The sequence below is a fragment of the Cupriavidus pauculus genome, from assembly GCF_008693385.1.
Classification (GTDB): domain Bacteria; phylum Pseudomonadota; class Gammaproteobacteria; order Burkholderiales; family Burkholderiaceae; genus Cupriavidus; species Cupriavidus pauculus_D.
Genome location: NZ_CP044067.1, coordinates 2,207,709 through 2,223,915 on the forward strand (window position 1 = coordinate 2,207,709; position 16,207 = coordinate 2,223,915).

Below are 16,207 nucleotides of genomic sequence, written 5' to 3' on the forward strand. Positions count from 1 at the left end.
GCCGACCGCGGGCACCGCGGGCCGAGCGCGGCGCGGACCGGGATCAGACCGGTTCGCGCGCCGCCTCCGCCAGATATTTCACGAGGGTCTCCGCGAACTGCGGCAGTTCGCGGCCCGGACGGCGGCACAGGCGCAGTTCACGCCGCGCCCATTCGTCCTCCAGCGGGATGAAACGCAGCACCTTGCGGCTCGCGTAACGCCGGGCACAACTGTTCGGCACGATCGCGATGCCCGCCCCGGCTTCGACCATACGGCACACCGCGTCGAAGCTGCCCACCTGGATGCGCAGGCTGATGCGCTTGCCCATACCGCTCGCAATGCGGTCCAGAAAGCTCTGGATCGCCGAGAACTGGTTGAGACCCACGAACCGGCACGTATCGAGCAGATCGGCGAAATGCAGCCGCTTGAAGTCCCGCAGCGGGTGGTTGACCGGCGCGATGACGATCAGTTCGTCGCTGCACAGCTGCATGACGTCGAGGTCGGCCGTGGCCACCTCGCCCGCCACGATGCCGAGGTCCGCCGCTCCCGCGCTCACTGCCGACACGATCTCCGCCGACAGGTGCTCCTCCAGTTCGATATCGACATCGGCGTTCTCCGAAAGAAAGCGCGAGAGGGCGGTGGCGAGGAACGAGTTGGTCGCGGTGGTATTGGCCAGCAGGCGCACGCGGCCCTTCACGCCCTTGGCATACGGGCGCAGGTCCGAGTGCAGGCACTCGAGCTGCCGGAACACCTCGCGCGCATGGCGCAGCAGTTCGTCGCCGGCCGGCGTCAGCCGCACGCCCTTGACCTGCCGGATCAGCAGCTGGGTCTGGAAACTCTCCTCCAGCTGTTTGATACGCGTGCTGGCAGCGGGCAGCGAGAGAAAGCTGCGCTCGGCCGCGCGCGTGAGGTTCTCGGTCTCGCCCACGTTCAGGAACAGCCGCAGGTCGGTAAGGTCGTAGTGCATGGGCGGATATCGTTATGACCGAAGTCGCTATTTGGCTATGCGGCGATGTTGCGTTGCAGCGTCGCCACGCATTGATCCACTGCGGGCCCATTTGGCATGCAACCTGCTGTAGCGCAGACAGGATTCTGCCTGACGTTGCGCGCGCACCCTACCGGTGCGTGATTCCACATGACGATCATGGGTTAATGCATCGACGCACCGTGCATGCGCACGTCGTGCGTTTTCGCAAAGCGGGATGGTAGCGCGCGAGACTCCACCATTCGCATTGCATTGGCATGAGCGCACTCAACCTAATGGCGTTCATGCTTGTAGGGAATTGGCTGACAGCGATGTAGGCGGGGAACGTTTTTCGCGCAGGCGTTACAAACCGTTAGCCTTCCCGGATATGCATCTTGTGCTGGAAAGGTGTAAGGTGTGTCACAAGCATGGTCAATGGCCCGTCGCGTGCGAGTCAGGATCGCGAGTGTCAGTTTTCATCGATGCTCATGAGCGAAGCGCGCAGCGTGATGTCGTTATGCATTTCATCACGTTGCAGGCGTCAACTCCGATCTCACCTCTGCCGTTATTTGACTATGATGAAGTAAAGACTTCGCAACATGGCAAGTCCGTCAAGCCGGGGTGATGGAGTCAGCGTTGCCGCGAAGTCTGCTGGGGGAGTAGAACATCTTCTTCGCCTCGGAGGTGGACTCTGGTGGGACTCTGACGGGAGTGAGGTATGGACATTTTTGGCCACTACGCCACGCGGTTCGAAGCACGCAAGGAAGAGGAGTACACGATCCAGGAGTACCTGGAGATCTGCAAGAAGGACACCTCTGCCTATGCCACTGCGGCGGAACGCATGCTCGCCGCAATAGGACAACCCGAACTCGTGGACACACACCACGATCCGCGGTTGTCGCGACTGTTCTTCAACAAGGTCATCCGGGTTTATCCGGCGTTCCGCGACTTCTACGGAATGGAGGACACGATCGAACAGATCGTCTCCTTCTTCAAGCACGCGGCGCAGGGCCTCGAAGAACGCAAGCAGATCCTCTATCTGTTGGGCCCTCCCGGAGGCGGCAAATCGTCGCTGGCCGAGAAGCTCAAGGCGCTGATGGAGGAGGTTCCCATCTACGCGCTCAAGGGCTCGCCCATCCATGAATCGCCGCTCGGGCTGTTCTCGCCCGACGAAGACGGCAAGATTCTGGAGGAGGACTATGGCATTCCGGTGCGCTACCTGAATACCATTCCCTCGCCGTGGGCCGTCAAGCGTCTGCACGAGTTCAACGGCGACATCACGAAGTTCCGCGTGGTGAAGCTGCGTCCGTCTGTGCTGGCGCAGATCGCGATCGCGAAAACGGAGCCTGGCGATGAAAACAACCAGGATATCTCCTCGCTGGTCGGCAAGGTTGACATTCGCAAGCTGGAGGACTTCCCGCAGGACGATCCGGATGCCTATTCCTATTCCGGCGGACTTTGCCTGGCCAACCGTGGCCTTCTCGAGTTCGTCGAAATGTTCAAGGCGCCCATCAAGGTCCTGCACCCGCTGCTGACTGCCACGCAGGAAGGCAACTACAAGGGTACGGAAGGCTTCGGCGCGATTCCGTTCGATGGCGTCATCCTCGCGCACTCGAACGAAGCCGAATGGCAGAGCTTCAAGGCCGACAAGAACAACGAGGCATTCCTCGACCGGATCTATATCGTGAAGGTGCCGTACTGCCTGCGCGTGTCCGACGAGGTGAAGATCTACGACAAGCTCTTGCGTAGCAGCTCGCTGTCCGCGGCGCCCAACGCGCCGAACACGCTGAAGATGATGGCGCAGTTCGCGGTGCTCACGCGTATCAAGGAGCCCGAGAACTCGAACGTCTTCTCCAAGATGCGCGTGTACGACGGCGAGAGCCTGAAGGACGTGGATCCGAAAGCGAAGTCGTATCAGGAGTATCGCGACTACGCTGGCATCGACGAAGGCATGAACGGCTTGTCGACGCGCTTCGCGTTCAAGGTACTGTCCAAGGTCTTCAACTTCGACAATACCGAGGTGGCGGCCAATCCGGTGCACCTGCTCTACGTGCTCGAGCAACAGATCGAACGCGAGCAGTTCCCGCCGGAACAGGAAGCCAAGCTGCTGTCGTATATCAAGGAGTACCTGACCACGCCGTTCGTGGAGTTCATCGGCAAGGAAATCCAGACCGCTTATCTGGAGTCCTATTCCGAGTATGGCCAGAACATCTTCGACCGCTACGTGGTGTTTGCCGATCTGTGGATCCAGGACCAGGAGTACCGCGATCCGAATACCGGCGAAATCCTTGACCGCAATGCGCTGAACGATGAGCTCGAGAAGGTGGAGAAGCCCGCGGGGATTTCGAATCCCAAGGACTTCCGCAACGAGATCGTGAACTTCGTGCTGCGCGCGCGGGCGAACAACGGCGGCAAGAATCCGGTGTGGACCAGCTACGAGAAGCTGAGGATGGTGATCGAGAAGCGGATGTTCTCCACCACGGAGGATCTGCTGCCCGTGATCTCGTTCAATGCCAAGTCGTCGCGCGAGGACCAGGACAAGCACGAGAACTTCGTCAACCGCATGGTGGAGAAAGGATATACGCCGAAGCAGGTGCGTTTGCTGGTCGAGTGGTATCTGCGAGTCAGGAAATCGTCGTAATACACTTCACGAGACCGTCTGGAAATGAAGCGAAGCAGTTCTGAACTCAGCAGATGCTTTTCCGGGCGGTCTCCATAAAGGCGGCTTATGGCTACGGTCATCGACAGACGCGAAAACGGCGGCAACAAAAGCGCCGTCAATCAGCAACGCTTCATCAAGCGGTACCGGGAGCAGATTCGGCAAGCGGTGGCGAAGGCGGTGTCCGGCCGCAAGATCATGGACATCGAGCAGAGCGGCCAGGTCTCGATCCCGGTCAAGGATATTTCCGAGCCCATCTTCCACCACGGTCAGGGCGGTCGGCGGGAATGGATTCATCCCGGCAACAAGAAGTTCGTCCGCGGCGATAGCTTCGATCGCCAGCAGCAGGGCAGCGGCGGTGGTGGCTCCCGCGCGAGCGACAGCGGCGAGGGCGAGGACGATTTCGTCTTCACGCTATCGCGCGAGGACTTCCTGAACTTCTTCTTCGAGGACATGGCGCTGCCGGACCTGGCCAAGCGTCACCTCGCCAAGATTACCGACGTGCGCAAGGTGCGCGCCGGCTACTCCATCGATGGCACGCCGTCCAATCTGTCGATCCTGCGCACGATGCGCAGTTCGCTGGGACGCCGTATCGCGCTGTCGAGCCCCTACCAGAAACGCCTGCGCGATCTCGAGCTCGAGTATTCGGAAGAACTCGAGAAGGGCGAGCCGTACTCCGAGTACGCGCTGGCGCTGCAGGAGAAGATGAAGCATCTGCGCGCGCAGGTCGATCGCGTGCCGTTCATCGAGAAGCTGGACCTGCGCTACAACAACCGCGTGCTGAAGAAGCGTCCGCAGGCGCAGGCGGTGATGTTCTGCCTCATGGACGTCTCCGGCTCCATGGACGAGAGCCGCAAGGATCTCGCCAAGCGGTTCTTCATGCTGCTTTATCTCTTCCTCAAGCGGAACTACGAACGCATCGACGTCGTGTTCATTCGCCACCATACCGTGGCGAAGGAAGTCGAGGAGGAAGACTTCTTCCACTCGCGCGAGTCGGGCGGCACCGTGGTGTCGAGCGCGCTCAAGCTGATGGTCGAGGTGATCCACGATCGCTATCCGCCGGGGCAGTGGAATATCTACTGCGCGCAGGCATCGGACGGCGACAACTGGGCCGGCGATTCGGAGCTGTGCGGCCGCCTGCTGCGCGAGTCGATCCTGCCGCTGGTGCAGTACTACGCGTACGTGGAGGTGGCGTCGGAGGAACCACAGAACCTCTGGGAGGAGTACATGACCGTGAAGGGCCAGTTCGAGCACTTCGCGATGCAACGGATCATCGGCGCCGACGAGATCTATCCGGTGCTGCACGATCTCTTCCAGAAGCGCGCGGCCTGGCCGGCGCGGTAGCTTTTATCGGGGAAGCATATGGCCTACCTCTCCACGGGTTCCGAATGGACCTTCGAACTGGTTCAGCGTTATGACCGCGAGATCGCGCGAATCGCGGGCGAGTTCGGTCTCGACACGTATCCGAACCAGATCGAGATCATCACGGCCGAGCAGATGCTCGACGCGTATGCGTCGTCGGGGTTGCCCGTCGGCTACAACCACTGGTCGTACGGCAAGCATTTCCTCGCGTCCGAGCGCAGCTACCAGCGTGGCTACATGGGGCTGGCGTACGAGATCGTGATCAACTCGAACCCGTGCATCGCATATCTGATGGAAGAGAACACGATGCCGATGCAGGCGCTGACGATCGCGCATGCCTGCTACGGGCACAACTCGTTCTTCAAGGGCAACTACCTGTTCCGCACGTGGACCAACGCGGACGCGATCATCGACTACCTGCTGTTCGCGAAGAACTACGTGGCCGAATGCGAGCAGCGTTATGGCGAGCAGGAGGTCGAGGTGCTGCTCGACTCGTGCCACGCGCTGCAGAACTACGGTGTGGATCGCTACAAGCGGCCCAAGAAACTGTCGATCACGGAAGAGGCCGCGCGGCAGGCCGAGCGCGAGAACTACCTGCAGATGCAGGTCAATGACCTGTGGCGCACGCTGCCGAAGCATCGGCATCCGCATCTGCGGCTCGAGGAGGAGGACAACTTCGAACCGGAGATCGCGTTCCCGCCCGAGCCGCAGGAGAACCTGCTGTACTTCATCGAGAAGAACGCGCCGAAGCTTCAGCCGTGGCAGCGCGAGATCGTGCGCATCGTGCGCAAGATCGCGCAGTACTTCTATCCGCAGCGGCAGACGAAGGTCATGAACGAGGGCTGGGCCACGTTCTGGCACTACACGATCCTGCATCAGTTGTACGAAGAGAAACTCGTCAACGATGCGTTCATGCTGGAGCTGCTGCAGGCGCATACCAACGTCATCTACCAGCCCCCGTACCACAGCCCGTATTACAGCGGTCTGAACCCGTACACGCTGGGCTTCCTGATCTTCCAGGACCTGCGCCGCATGTGCGAGAACCCCGACGAGGAAGACCGCCGCTGGGCGCCGGAAATCGCGGGCAGCAACTGGCGCGAGACGCTGGACTTCGCGATGCGCAACTTCAAGGACGAGAGCTTCATCCTCCAGTTCCTGTCGCCACGCGTGATCCGCGAACTCAAGCTGTTCTCGGTACTGGACGATGACCGCGAAGGCAAGCTGCGCGTCACGGCCATCCACGACGACGAAGGCTATCGTGCGATTCGCCAGTTGCTGGCGAACCAGTACGATTTGTCGAACATGGAGCCGAACATCCAGGTGACGGGCGTGGACATCGGCGGCGACCGCTCGCTGACGCTACGGCATATGCAGAACGAACGCCGCCCGCTCGCGCAAAACTTCGACGAGGTGATCCGCCACGTGACGCGGCTGTGGGGCTTCACGGTCCGGCTGGAGGTCGGTTACGAGGATGGCCGCAGCGAGATGAAATACGAGTGCAAGCCGGAACGGCGGCATGGGCAGCAGAGGAAGGCTGCCTGAAATTGAACCCCGGCCCGTGCCTTCTCGCCAGGGAAGGTATCGGCCGGCGATCGTTCGTGAGTTCGTGACAATCCCACTTCAGTAGGGCCGCGGCCGTATCGATAGGAAGCATCCGATGCAATGTCGAGATGCGGGCGAATGCGCCCTTATCGAAGATTAACGGCGCAATTTTCCACAGCTTTAGCACGCCAATATCGGGCACTGGCCGGAGGGCGGTGCTGCGTCTCGAATACAGCATTGCTGCAGTCTCCATGCGGCTGCCTACGCCGTCAATACCGCAGGCTCGGCACATTCCCGAATAAATATTCAAATCACTGTCCGACGAAAGTTGCGGCGTTTTGACAAATGCCAAACGTGTTTCGATTAACGCTTTTCGACGAATTTCTCGTTTGCTATCGTGCGCGGCAATAGATCAGAGAAGAAGATCAGATAAGAGGGGTGGGTCGTTGTATCGAGTTCGGGTTGTACGGGTCCGGCCACGCGCGCCAGTGGTCGGCCGCCGCACGCGCGGGGCGGCGGTGGCATGTCTGCTTGGCGTCATGGCCGCGCATTGTTTCGCGGCGGGTGTCGTTGCCGATGGCAGCACGCCGACGACAGTCACGACCGGTGCGGGCGGCCACATTACCGTGGGCGTCGCGGCTGCCATGGGTGGCGTTTCCACCAATAACTATCGCGAGTTCAATGTCCCGCGAGCGGGCGTCGATCTGGACAACAGCTCGGCACGCGCGCGGACGATCCTGAATCAGGTCACGGGTACGAACCCTTCGCTGCTGGAGGGCCCGCTCAGCGTGCTGGGGCCACGCGCCAATGTCGTGATTGCCAACCCCAACGGTATCAGCGTCGACCACGACCGGCAGTCGAACCGCCGTGACTTTGGGCGGGGACAAAAGCAGTAGCGTTGGCTTCGATACGTCAAACCTAGAAAGCAAACTAAGCGGATATTTGCTTGTCGCCGCACATCCGCAGAATCAGACCAAAGCTAACTGGTTTAGCCAAGCCCTTGGTTTTGACCGGAGCAACTGGCGGGATCTTGCATCGCAGTTGCGTTTCGACCCCGCTACGGCCGTAGCGACGAAGACTACACAGTACGGGCAAACCTATGAGCAGGTCATCCCAATCACGGGTGCAAACGGAAAGACGATTAATACGACGTTTGTGTTCATGAAGGACAATTCGGGTACTGTTCGATTTGTGACGGGAATTCCGACGAAAAAATGAGAGTGATGAAAGAGAATGATGTGTTTTCGTTGTCGAAGGCAGTCGAGGCCACGATGATCGGCGAACACAACGTTGTCGTATTACCGATTGGAACGGTTGTGTCAGTTGTGGTCGTATTCGGCGATCCCGGCGCACCGGTTGCCTATGAAGTGGAGGCATTTTTGGAGGGCAGCGGTGGATATGCGCTTGCGACGATAGACGCCCTCGACATTCAGTGATTTGTTGCTAGGCGGTGCCGACAATCGCACGGCACGGGCTGACCTGTTGGCCGAGCTGGACGCCGAGGCCGACTCCGAAGGCGGACCAACGTCGCCAGGCTGGCGAGGCTCTCTAGCGGCATGTTCGGCTGGCCCTTTCCTGGCCCGCCCATCGAGGTGGCATTTCCCTCAGCCTACGATCGAGCGCCCGGCCTCCCCTCCGGAAGGCTGAGCGGCCGCACGTTCGTGTGGACGCGCCTTGCTCGTCAATGAAACGGGCGACTGGTCAAGCTGGAGCCAAATACTTCGGCCCTGGCGGCGTATCGGCAAAGATTTCTCTTAAGCCGCAATAGGCGAGGGAGTTGATGAAATGGTGAAGATGGATAATTGCGCGCGATTGGCGGCATTCGAAAATGTCAAGAAATCGATCAATTTCGACGCCTTGCTCCCAGAGTTCGTCTTCTCTGGAGCTTGGCGCAGATTTCTTTTCTGTGAATCAGATCGCATCTTCGGCAAGCACTTTATCGATGCTGTTACGGAACTCATGTGCTTAGAAGATGGGACAGTTTCTTGCATCGTTAATCTTGACGCAACACCCGTCTTGGAGTTTGAGAGCGTCGCAGCAATCTACATAGATCGAGTCACAACCGTCGATGAATACAACGAGGCGCTACGTTCAGGTGGGCCGGGTAACGGCTGGCTCTATAGGGTAGACCGATATGTCTGCGTTTCCGACGCTGGTGCATGGTGCATTTACTGTGAGAAAAGCAACGATGTAGCAGTAATCGCATTGCGCGACGATGCCCATTACGAACGGTTCCATGGTCCACTCGGTCAGCTGTGGGCTAAGCCCATCAAAGAATTAGTAGAGGGAGGCGCTTCTGCACTGTTCCCGTTTGATCATCTGGTGCCGGAGTGGAGAAAGGCGCTACTCGAGAATTATGGAGATGGGCAGCAGTGTAAGCCTCGCTAGCGTGGCATGAGTGGAGCGAGCGTGGGATAAGCAAGGGGTCCTGCATTACAACAACGCGGCCGAGTACGCAAAAGCCAACCACATCACGCTGGGTCAGGCGCTGACCGACGACCAGATCAAGACGCTCGATGCGCCGATGCTGTGGTACGTCGAGCAGGCGGTACCCGACCCGCGATGCACCGCGGCGAGCAGCGTCTGTCCCAGCGTGAACGCGCTGGTGCCGCAGGTCTACCTGCCGGAAGGCTACGCGCAGGCACTGTCGCTGCCGACCGGCGGCACGATCAGCGGCGACAACATCAGGATCGCCGTAGACGGTCAACTGCGCAATTCCGGCCAGATCGTCGCGAGCGACACGCTGACGGTCAGGGCGGAGAGCATCGACCTGAGCCCGAACGTGGTGTCCATCGGCACCAACGCATACAAGGCGCAGGGTGGCTGGAATGTCGTCACGGGCACGGTGGTGCAGCCGGGCGGCTTTCTGTCGGCGATGCAGATGGACATCGAGGCCGACAGCATCCGCGCGATCAACGATGCGTTCCGGATTACGCGCGCTGATGGATCGGTCGATGCGGACGCCAGCGCGGCGCTGGTCGCGCAGCTCAAAGAGAGCCTTGGGTTGAATTACGTCGAAGGCACGGTGGCCGACGACATTCATACGCAGTTCATCAAGGAGAAGAAGGGCTTCGGACCGCTGGGACAGATTGTCGCGATGGTCGCGGCCGTTGCTGCCTCCATCGTGACGGCGGGCGCCGCCGCTGCGGCAATGGGAGTGGCGCTGTCGAGCATGACGCTGGGTCAGGCGATGATGGTCGCCGCCTTGTCCAGCATGGCCGGCAGCATGGCTAGCCAAATCGTTTCTGGCCAGGGTCTCAACTTCGGGAAGATTGCGCAGGCGGGGTTGATCGGGGCGGTGACAGCGGGCCTGACCAATGGCATCACGTTCGATGGCAGCAGCTTTGGCGTGAGCGAATGGGGTCAGTCGCTCAAAGACACCAACACCCTCGCGAACCTGGCTGGCAGCAATACCGCCGGGGGTGCGCTGCAGGCGGCAAAGGATGGTGCCACCGGCACCGTCTACCAGCAGGCGGTCGGCATGGTCGGCACAGGGCTGATCAACGCCGGGGTCAACACGGCGTTCAATGGGGGCAGCTTCGGACAGGCGCTCATCAATAACCTGGTCGGGCAGGCGGCTGCGCTCGGTGCAAACGATATCGGCAGCCACACCGACCCGCTGAGCTTGCAGAACATCGCCAGCCATGCGGCGCTGGGGTGCGCGGCGCAGAGTGCGATGGGTGGGGATTGCGAGAGCGGTGCCATTGGTGGGGCGGCCAGTGCTGTTGTAGCGCCGCTGGTGCGGGACGGGCTGTACGGCGGCAGCCAGACCGTGACCACCGTTGACAACGGGGACGGTACGGTAACGACCACGACGAGCTACAACAACCCGGTGTACAACGCCGCGACGGTGGCGATTGCGATGCTGGCGGGTGGTGGGCTGGCTGCGGCTCTTGGTCAGAACGCCAATGCGGCGGCTGCGGCGGCGCAGAACGAGGCGCTGAACAATGCGATGAGCACGAAGACGCGCACGCTCCTGACTCGCGCATACAGCTTCGAGAGCCAGCCGACGAGCGTCTTGAATGCGGCCGACATCCGGCAAACAATCCAGGATCTGAACGTAGCGGCACAGGACCCTAACCTGACGGTGCAGGAGCGGAATTGGCTACATAATGCGGCGCTCAACGCATACATCGCGGGTGCTCAGGCAGGTGTGCTGCCTGTTGGGGACTTGGGACTGACCTATAACGCGCTGATCAGTTCTATGGGTTTTAGCGGCGGTGGGGTCGGGTCGTTGCCTGGTGGTGGAGGCCAAAGCAATGCTTTGCCGACGACGTCCGGCAGCCGCACCGCGGTGGCGTTGGGTGGGGCCACAAACGTGGCGAGCGAGCTTACGTTCGGTGACAACGGGCGCAAGTTGGACTTCCTGTTCAACAACAACATCGATTCGTCGAACGTGTACAACGCAGCTAGAGCAGCAGGGAATGCAAGCAGAATCGGAATTGCCGATACTCCTGCAAACCGTGCAACAGTGACGCAGTTGCTTAACCAAGCCTACAATGACCCGTCATCCATTGTTGGCCCGGGAACGGTGCCGGGTAGCAACCTGCGGGAGTTCTATTTGCCAGGCCTAACTGGTACAGGCTCAAAGGTTCAGTTTGTTGAGTTGAACGGGAAGGTACTTACCATTATCGCCAAGTGACTATGACCGGATTTGACATGCTGAAGTGGGTACCTTGCGACTCCCGCAGCGACATGGAGGCGCGCGCTTCTGGGGGAAAGGTACTGGGAACGCTGTTGACCTGCGATGCGAATACGTGGGGATATTTTCAAACGCTGGAAGGCTCGCATCTGAACGTTGGTTACGCGAACTTAGGTCTGGTGCCGCAGGCCGTGCTCGATGGTCAGCGTATGCTTGTGGGTATCAATGAATATTTGGTCTGCTATGACTTGACGATTGGTATCAAGTGCTTCTCCTTCCGCATGCCTTTGGTGTTTCACGAATTCATCGAGATCGGTGATTCGCTAATTGTTCGCGATGAGATGGGCTTTGTTGGCATTGCTCAAGATGGCACGGAGCTTTGGAAGTTTGGTACCGAAGGTGTCGTTGAAAGCTATATGGTGACATCGTCCAAAATCAGCGGGAAAACGACTGAGGGCTCGCGTTTCTCGTTTGAGCTACCCATGAGACGGCAGTAGACTTGGCGTTCGCTTTGCGCCAGTGATGCCCGACTACAGGACATCCACGTGGCGACGCACCCGGTGCGGCTGGCGCTCGCCCGGCCGCACAGCTCCCCGAGTAAGAGCCGGAGCCGACGCCGGCCGACGTACTGGCCGAGCCGGACGCCGAAGACTGGCCACCAGTCGCTGGACTGGGGACGCCTCCCTTATGCCGGCATGTTCCGTCGGCCCCTTCCTAGCCGCCCATCGAGGCGATATCACACCGTATTGCCCGCGTCCTGGGCAAGCAATGGATGAAATTGAAATGATCGAGTACGAGCAACATCGGTTGGCTTTGATGCTATGCAAGTCACGATCGACAAGCCATTTCAGCTGGAGCTCGACGTCATTGCGACAGACGAGCATGTTCCGTCTATGAAAATGGACGTTGTCGTTCGCGTGCAGCAGTTCAGGCACAGCCTGGAGTATCGTGGAAGTATGTGGTTCGAATATTCGTGCTGGGAGACGTTTGTTTCGAGCTTGAACGATGGCGAGGCGCGCACGGCAACGCTTACGGATATGGATGCTTGCCTTGTTCTTGCACTCGATACGAGCGGTGGGGCGCCGGAGATCTGCGGGGATTTCAAGAGCGTCGCGTTGGATGGAAGTATAGCTAAAGCAGCATGTCGGTTTCCCGCTGATCTTGAAGTCGTCATCAATAATGGAACGAGGGCGACCGGTACGAATCCGCGGGAAATTTCGCGCGGCGTTAAAAGCAAGGTGAATTAATGACGTCGATTCGGATAACAGGCTGGAAGTTTGGATTCAATAAAGTCAAACTTGGCTCTCTGCTTAGAGAGAACTGCGGGCTGTCCCTGTCGGAGGCGAAGCAGTATGTTGATTCAATCCTTAGCGGGGATGCCGTCGTGGTTGCCGTTTCACCAGATTGCACAAGCTCATTTGTGGACAGGGCATCGGAGCTAGGAGCTGTTTGCGAATTGGTGGACAACTAGTAGCAGTGACGATCGGCCCAATCTTGAGTTGAGGAGAACTATGACGGCAAGTCCTGAGTTAAGGAAGGAACTGGAATGGCTGGCATCAAATTGGGATCGAAAGGGGCTCGCTAACCTCTCTGCATACAATGCAGCATTCTATTCTGCGCTCCAGAACATCTTGGATGGCCGTGCGAGTGAACAGGATCTCGCGCTACTGGTGGAGGGTACTCTCGGAAGAATAGCGGATGGATATGCTCATCTACTTGATGTTGATCCGCGGGAGCTTGTTGCAGACCCATGGCTCCGATTACGCCGCCTCGGCGAAATATCTAAAGGACTCAAGAAGTTGAGTACTCCTTAGGTAAGGGCCAGGGTAGGCCGACTTTGCAGAGTGAACCCGGCCTTGGTCGGGTTCACAGTTTCTATAGCTGCCGCAACTCGGCTTCGCGGTAGGCGCGGCCGGCTTCAAGGGCAGCCTCGTGGATCGCGAACGTCTCGCTGGACCCGCCGGTGATGTTGCCAACGGGTATCCACAGTTCCCAGGTGTAGTCTTAAGGTTGACAGTGAATGAAGCCTATCGTGCGATGTTTATTTTTTTGGATCAGTACTACGAGAGGGATGGTTGCCGAAGCGATGACATCGCAGTAATGCTGAGCGGGATGGCGTAGACGATTTAGGCAGACGGCAGTACAAACGATCCCGCTCAATGGGACGATTGGCTAAAGGCTGTCCACGCAGCCAAGAGTGAAGACCCAAGATAGATTTGCAGAGCCCGGCTGAAGCCGGGTTCTTCGCGTATGTCGGCGTTGCTCTACGGGTCCTGTGACTGTCCGGATACCGTTTGCACGTCATCGACGATGACGTGCTCGCCGTTCAGGTCGAATCGCACGATCTGTCGCCGACCGTCGGGGAAGCGCTTCTCGACGCGGCCGCTAGGGGTGTCCGGGGTCGAGGCGTAGATGGGGTTGCCTTGCGCGAGGTGGCTGCTGGCGGCCTCGTCACTGTCGTCGTTGACCATGGCCTCGATGAGCGCGATTAGCAAAGGACATCTGAATACTTTTTCCATGAAAGCAGAACTAAGATTTTTGCACTCGCTGGAAATAGAATTTCGATTGATATATTTCAATTCGGACGACATAACGTCACGCCACGACTCAGGAATTAACGAGCCAAGCGTGGAGGTTGGCAACGCCGAACCAAAAATGCATTGTGTGCGTCATTTGCTTTTCCCGTAGTGATCGGTCTTGGGGACGAGACGCATATAGAGTGAACACTCGGTTATGGAGGGTCAAGAGTCATCTGCAGGCCGGGTGCGTACGCAAGATTTCTCTTCACATCACGCCGGGTCAGGCGCTGACCGACGACCAGATCAAGGCGCTCGATGCGCCGATGCTGTGGTACGTCGAGCAGGCGGTACCCGACCCGCGATGCACCGCGGCGAGCAGCGTCTGTCCCAGCGTGAACGCGCTGGTGCCGCAGGTCTACCTGCCGGAAGGCTACGCGCAGGCACTGTCGCTGCCGACCGGCGGCACGATCAGTGGCGACAACATCAGGATCGCCGTAGACGGTCAACTGCGCAATACCGGCCAGATCGTCGCGAGCGACACGCTGACGGTCAGGGCGGAGAGCATCGACCTGAGCCCGAACGTGGTGTCCATCGGCACCAATGCCTACAAGGCGCAGGGTGGCTGGAATGTCGTCACGGGCACGGTGGTGCAGCCGGGCGGCTTCCTGTCGGCGATGCAGATGGACATCGAGGCCGACAGCATCCGCGCGATCAACGATGCGTTCCGGATTACGCGCGCTGTTGGATCGGTCGATGCAGACGCCAGCGCGGCGCTGATCGCGCAGCTCAAAGAGAGCCTTGGGTTGAACTACGTCGAAGGCACGGTGGCCGACGACATTCATACGCAGTTCATTAAGGAAAAGAAGGGTTTCGGGATTCTGGGTCAGATCGTGGCGATGGCGGCCGCTGTGGCCATCTCGATCGTGACGGCAGGCTCCGGCGCCGTGCTGTTGGCTGCAGTCGCAGGGCAGGCGTTTGCCGCAACCCAATTTGCCAAGGAATCCAAAAATGACCACGCTTTCTAACGATGATCTGATCGAAGCCAACTTGCTGTTTGTTCTGAATGAGTTGGAAGGTCAACCAGAGATTGCGGCCTACTACCCGGCGACGACGTTATCGAATGAGGATCAGATGGCACAAATACGCGAGTTCATTAAACTCGCGGCGGAGTATGGACTTGCCTATGAATATATAAGTGGCGCGCTGGAGTCCTTTCCGTTCAAGCTCTCCGGAGCTGCGGCCATCAAGCTCTTGGAGGTTGGTCTGCTAATGGGCTTTAAATCGGAGCTGGAATCGGACAAGAGGTTTGACAGACGGTAGCAGGGTTGGTTACTTGCCCCTGCGCGGCTAGACCCGGCCACGGCCGGGTCTTCTCTCAGCAGTCACAGAATAGATCTGTTCAATGAGGTGGGGGTAGCACAAGGGTAACATCCACTCCCCCACCTCGAGCCCGCTCAATACATCGCAGCCAATCTCCCCAGGCAGCGGGATCGGCTGTGGTGCCATCTGGAAGGAGACTCAAATCACCTAGCAGCGAACCGAGCTCATCAGACTGAGTTCTCTGGTAAAGCTCAACCAAGAATTCGTACATTGCTAGGTACGCCTCCTTGAGAGTGACACTATCTGGTTGGACGTTCATTTAGTTGCCCTCGACAGTCCGGTAGCCGGATTAAAAGTTCTCTGGGGGTCGTATTCAGGCCACCGTTCTGAAGAACACCATTTCGAACACTACCCCAAAGGTGGGATCCATCCGGCAGTATTTTGGCATACCACTGATTGCCAAACTGGTCGGTGCCAAGCCCCTTGATGGGGCTGTACGTGGTGCTGCAACGGACGCAATCGAAAATAGCGCTGCTCGCATAGCAGCAAGATCCGGAGTCGATGAAAATAAACACACTGTTCTCTGGCTTCACTAGGATCCGCCAATGAAATTCCCCATGTTCAGCCGAGTCCGTTATAAGGGCCCGGCGGTAATACGAGAACAGTCCCTGGAATTGGTCGAGCGGTAGCTGTGTAGTTGGTGCCATTGGTGGGGCGACTTCGGCTGTGGTTGCGCCATTGGTGGGCGATGCTGCGGGAGTACGGACCAACGCGGCCCGCGCCAATCCGGCGCTCATTACTGCCATCGCAATGCTGGCCGGCGCAGGTGTGGCACAAGCGCTTGGGCAGGACGGCGCGGCGGCGGCCGCAGAGGGGTAGCGGCGTGTGTCAGCGCTGTTGCGCAATCTGCAGGCGCAGAACGTATCGGCACAGGCGAGCGCGTTGAGTCGGTGGAATAGCACCAGCAACGAGAAGGCTCAGGAGATCAGTCAGCAGACGGCGCAGAAGTCGACGGGATCTTCGATTTCGGCTCAGATGTTTGGGCAACTGTCGCCGGGTCGGTCAATTGGCGAATCCCAACGTACCGCCAAGATTCGGAAAATATACAACTCAGACCTATCAAAGTCCTGCAGGTGGTCGAACAGGTGGTACGCAACTCCGCCGGCTGCTGCGGGTCGGGCGCAGCGTCAGCGCGCGGGGCCCCGCCGCCCTCTGACAAC

General features: G+C 59.1%; 14 protein-coding genes. 12 read left to right on the forward strand and 2 right to left on the reverse strand.

Translation table 11 applies throughout. The features are described from left to right. Positions 1-43: 43 nt before the first annotated feature. The gene (locus FOB72_RS28150) at positions 44-946 is read right to left on the reverse strand and encodes a LysR family transcriptional regulator (RefSeq protein ID WP_150376376.1); all 903 of its coding nucleotides are present in this window, start codon (positions 944-946) and stop codon (positions 44-46) included. A 715-nt stretch (positions 947-1,661) separates the two neighbouring features. Here FOB72_RS28150 and FOB72_RS28155 point away from each other — a divergent pair. From FOB72_RS28155 to FOB72_RS28200, 10 genes are all read left to right on the forward strand, one after another. Next, positions 1,662-3,584: a PrkA family serine protein kinase gene (locus FOB72_RS28155; RefSeq protein ID WP_150376378.1), complete on the forward strand. Its 1,923-nt coding sequence runs from the start codon at positions 1,662-1,664 to the stop codon at positions 3,582-3,584. Positions 3,585-3,671: 87 nt separating this feature from the next. Further along, the gene (locus FOB72_RS28160) at positions 3,672-4,946 is read left to right on the forward strand and encodes a YeaH/YhbH family protein (RefSeq protein ID WP_150376380.1); all 1,275 of its coding nucleotides are present in this window, start codon (positions 3,672-3,674) and stop codon (positions 4,944-4,946) included. A gap of 18 nt (positions 4,947-4,964) precedes the next feature. Further along, the gene (locus tag FOB72_RS28165; protein WP_150376382.1) at positions 4,965-6,506 is read left to right on the forward strand and encodes a SpoVR family protein; all 1,542 of its coding nucleotides are present in this window, start codon (positions 4,965-4,967) and stop codon (positions 6,504-6,506) included. 488 nt (positions 6,507-6,994) lie between these two features. Further along, positions 6,995-7,402, forward strand: coding sequence for a filamentous hemagglutinin N-terminal domain-containing protein (locus FOB72_RS28170; protein ID WP_411859855.1), 408 nt, complete (start codon positions 6,995-6,997; stop codon positions 7,400-7,402). Then, entirely contained in the window at positions 7,374-7,724 is a 351-nt protein-coding gene (locus FOB72_RS33010) for a DUF6883 domain-containing protein (RefSeq protein WP_411859856.1), read from the forward strand. Before FOB72_RS28170 ends, FOB72_RS33010 begins: the two co-directional genes overlap by 29 nt. 5 nt (positions 7,725-7,729) lie before the next feature. After that, positions 7,730-7,942 (forward strand): hypothetical protein, encoded by a 213-nt coding sequence (locus FOB72_RS28180; protein ID WP_223851603.1) that lies wholly within the window; start codon positions 7,730-7,732, stop codon positions 7,940-7,942. Positions 7,943-8,291: 349 nt separating this feature from the next. Then, the gene (locus FOB72_RS28185) at positions 8,292-8,894 is read left to right on the forward strand and encodes a hypothetical protein (protein WP_150376386.1); all 603 of its coding nucleotides are present in this window, start codon (positions 8,292-8,294) and stop codon (positions 8,892-8,894) included. Between the two features lie 10 nt (positions 8,895-8,904). Then, the gene (locus FOB72_RS28190) at positions 8,905-11,148 is read left to right on the forward strand and encodes a DUF637 domain-containing protein (protein WP_223851604.1); all 2,244 of its coding nucleotides are present in this window, start codon (positions 8,905-8,907) and stop codon (positions 11,146-11,148) included. Between the two features lie 17 nt (positions 11,149-11,165). Further along, the gene (locus FOB72_RS28195) at positions 11,166-11,645 is read left to right on the forward strand and encodes a hypothetical protein (protein ID WP_150376388.1); all 480 of its coding nucleotides are present in this window, start codon (positions 11,166-11,168) and stop codon (positions 11,643-11,645) included. 324 nt (positions 11,646-11,969) lie between these two features. Next, on the forward strand, positions 11,970-12,395 hold the full coding sequence (locus tag FOB72_RS28200; RefSeq protein ID WP_150376390.1) for a hypothetical protein: 426 nt from the start codon (positions 11,970-11,972) through the stop codon (positions 12,393-12,395). 1,017 nt (positions 12,396-13,412) lie between these two features. Here the strand turns inward: FOB72_RS28200 and FOB72_RS28205 are convergent. After that, the gene (locus tag FOB72_RS28205; protein ID WP_223851605.1) at positions 13,413-13,739 is read right to left on the reverse strand and encodes a hypothetical protein; all 327 of its coding nucleotides are present in this window, start codon (positions 13,737-13,739) and stop codon (positions 13,413-13,415) included. Positions 13,740-13,990: 251 nt separating this feature from the next. Between FOB72_RS28205 and FOB72_RS28210 the strand changes: the two genes are divergently transcribed. Both FOB72_RS28210 and FOB72_RS28215 read left to right on the forward strand, forming a co-directional pair. Further along, positions 13,991-14,692, forward strand: a complete 702-nt coding sequence (locus FOB72_RS28210; RefSeq protein ID WP_191002288.1) for a hypothetical protein — start codon at positions 13,991-13,993, stop codon at positions 14,690-14,692. Further along, on the forward strand, positions 14,676-14,987 hold the full coding sequence (locus tag FOB72_RS28215) for a hypothetical protein (protein WP_150376392.1): 312 nt from the start codon (positions 14,676-14,678) through the stop codon (positions 14,985-14,987). Before FOB72_RS28210 ends, FOB72_RS28215 begins: the two co-directional genes overlap by 17 nt. Positions 14,988-16,207 lie beyond the last annotated feature (1,220 nt).

What these genes read in the sequence shown, in the direction of transcription:
- FOB72_RS28150 (WP_150376376.1), bottom strand. Translation starts at nt 946, where the DNA reads ATGCACTACGACCTTACCGACCTGCGGCTGTTCCTGAACGTGGGCGAG.
- FOB72_RS28155 (WP_150376378.1), top strand. Translation starts at nt 1,662, where the DNA reads ATGGACATTTTTGGCCACTACGCCACGCGGTTCGAAGCACGCAAGGAA.
- FOB72_RS28160 (WP_150376380.1), top strand. Translation starts at nt 3,672, where the DNA reads ATGGCTACGGTCATCGACAGACGCGAAAACGGCGGCAACAAAAGCGCC.
- FOB72_RS28165 (WP_150376382.1), top strand. Translation starts at nt 4,965, where the DNA reads ATGGCCTACCTCTCCACGGGTTCCGAATGGACCTTCGAACTGGTTCAG.
- FOB72_RS28180 (WP_223851603.1), top strand. Translation starts at nt 7,730, where the DNA reads ATGAAAGAGAATGATGTGTTTTCGTTGTCGAAGGCAGTCGAGGCCACG.
- FOB72_RS28185 (WP_150376386.1), top strand. Translation starts at nt 8,292, where the DNA reads ATGGTGAAGATGGATAATTGCGCGCGATTGGCGGCATTCGAAAATGTC.
- FOB72_RS28195 (WP_150376388.1), top strand. Translation starts at nt 11,166, where the DNA reads ATGCTGAAGTGGGTACCTTGCGACTCCCGCAGCGACATGGAGGCGCGC.
- FOB72_RS28200 (WP_150376390.1), top strand. Translation starts at nt 11,970, where the DNA reads ATGCAAGTCACGATCGACAAGCCATTTCAGCTGGAGCTCGACGTCATT.
- FOB72_RS28205 (WP_223851605.1), bottom strand. Translation starts at nt 13,739, where the DNA reads ATGTCGTCCGAATTGAAATATATCAATCGAAATTCTATTTCCAGCGAG.
- FOB72_RS28210 (WP_191002288.1), top strand. Translation starts at nt 13,991, where the DNA reads ATGCTGTGGTACGTCGAGCAGGCGGTACCCGACCCGCGATGCACCGCG.
- FOB72_RS28215 (WP_150376392.1), top strand. Translation starts at nt 14,676, where the DNA reads ATGACCACGCTTTCTAACGATGATCTGATCGAAGCCAACTTGCTGTTT.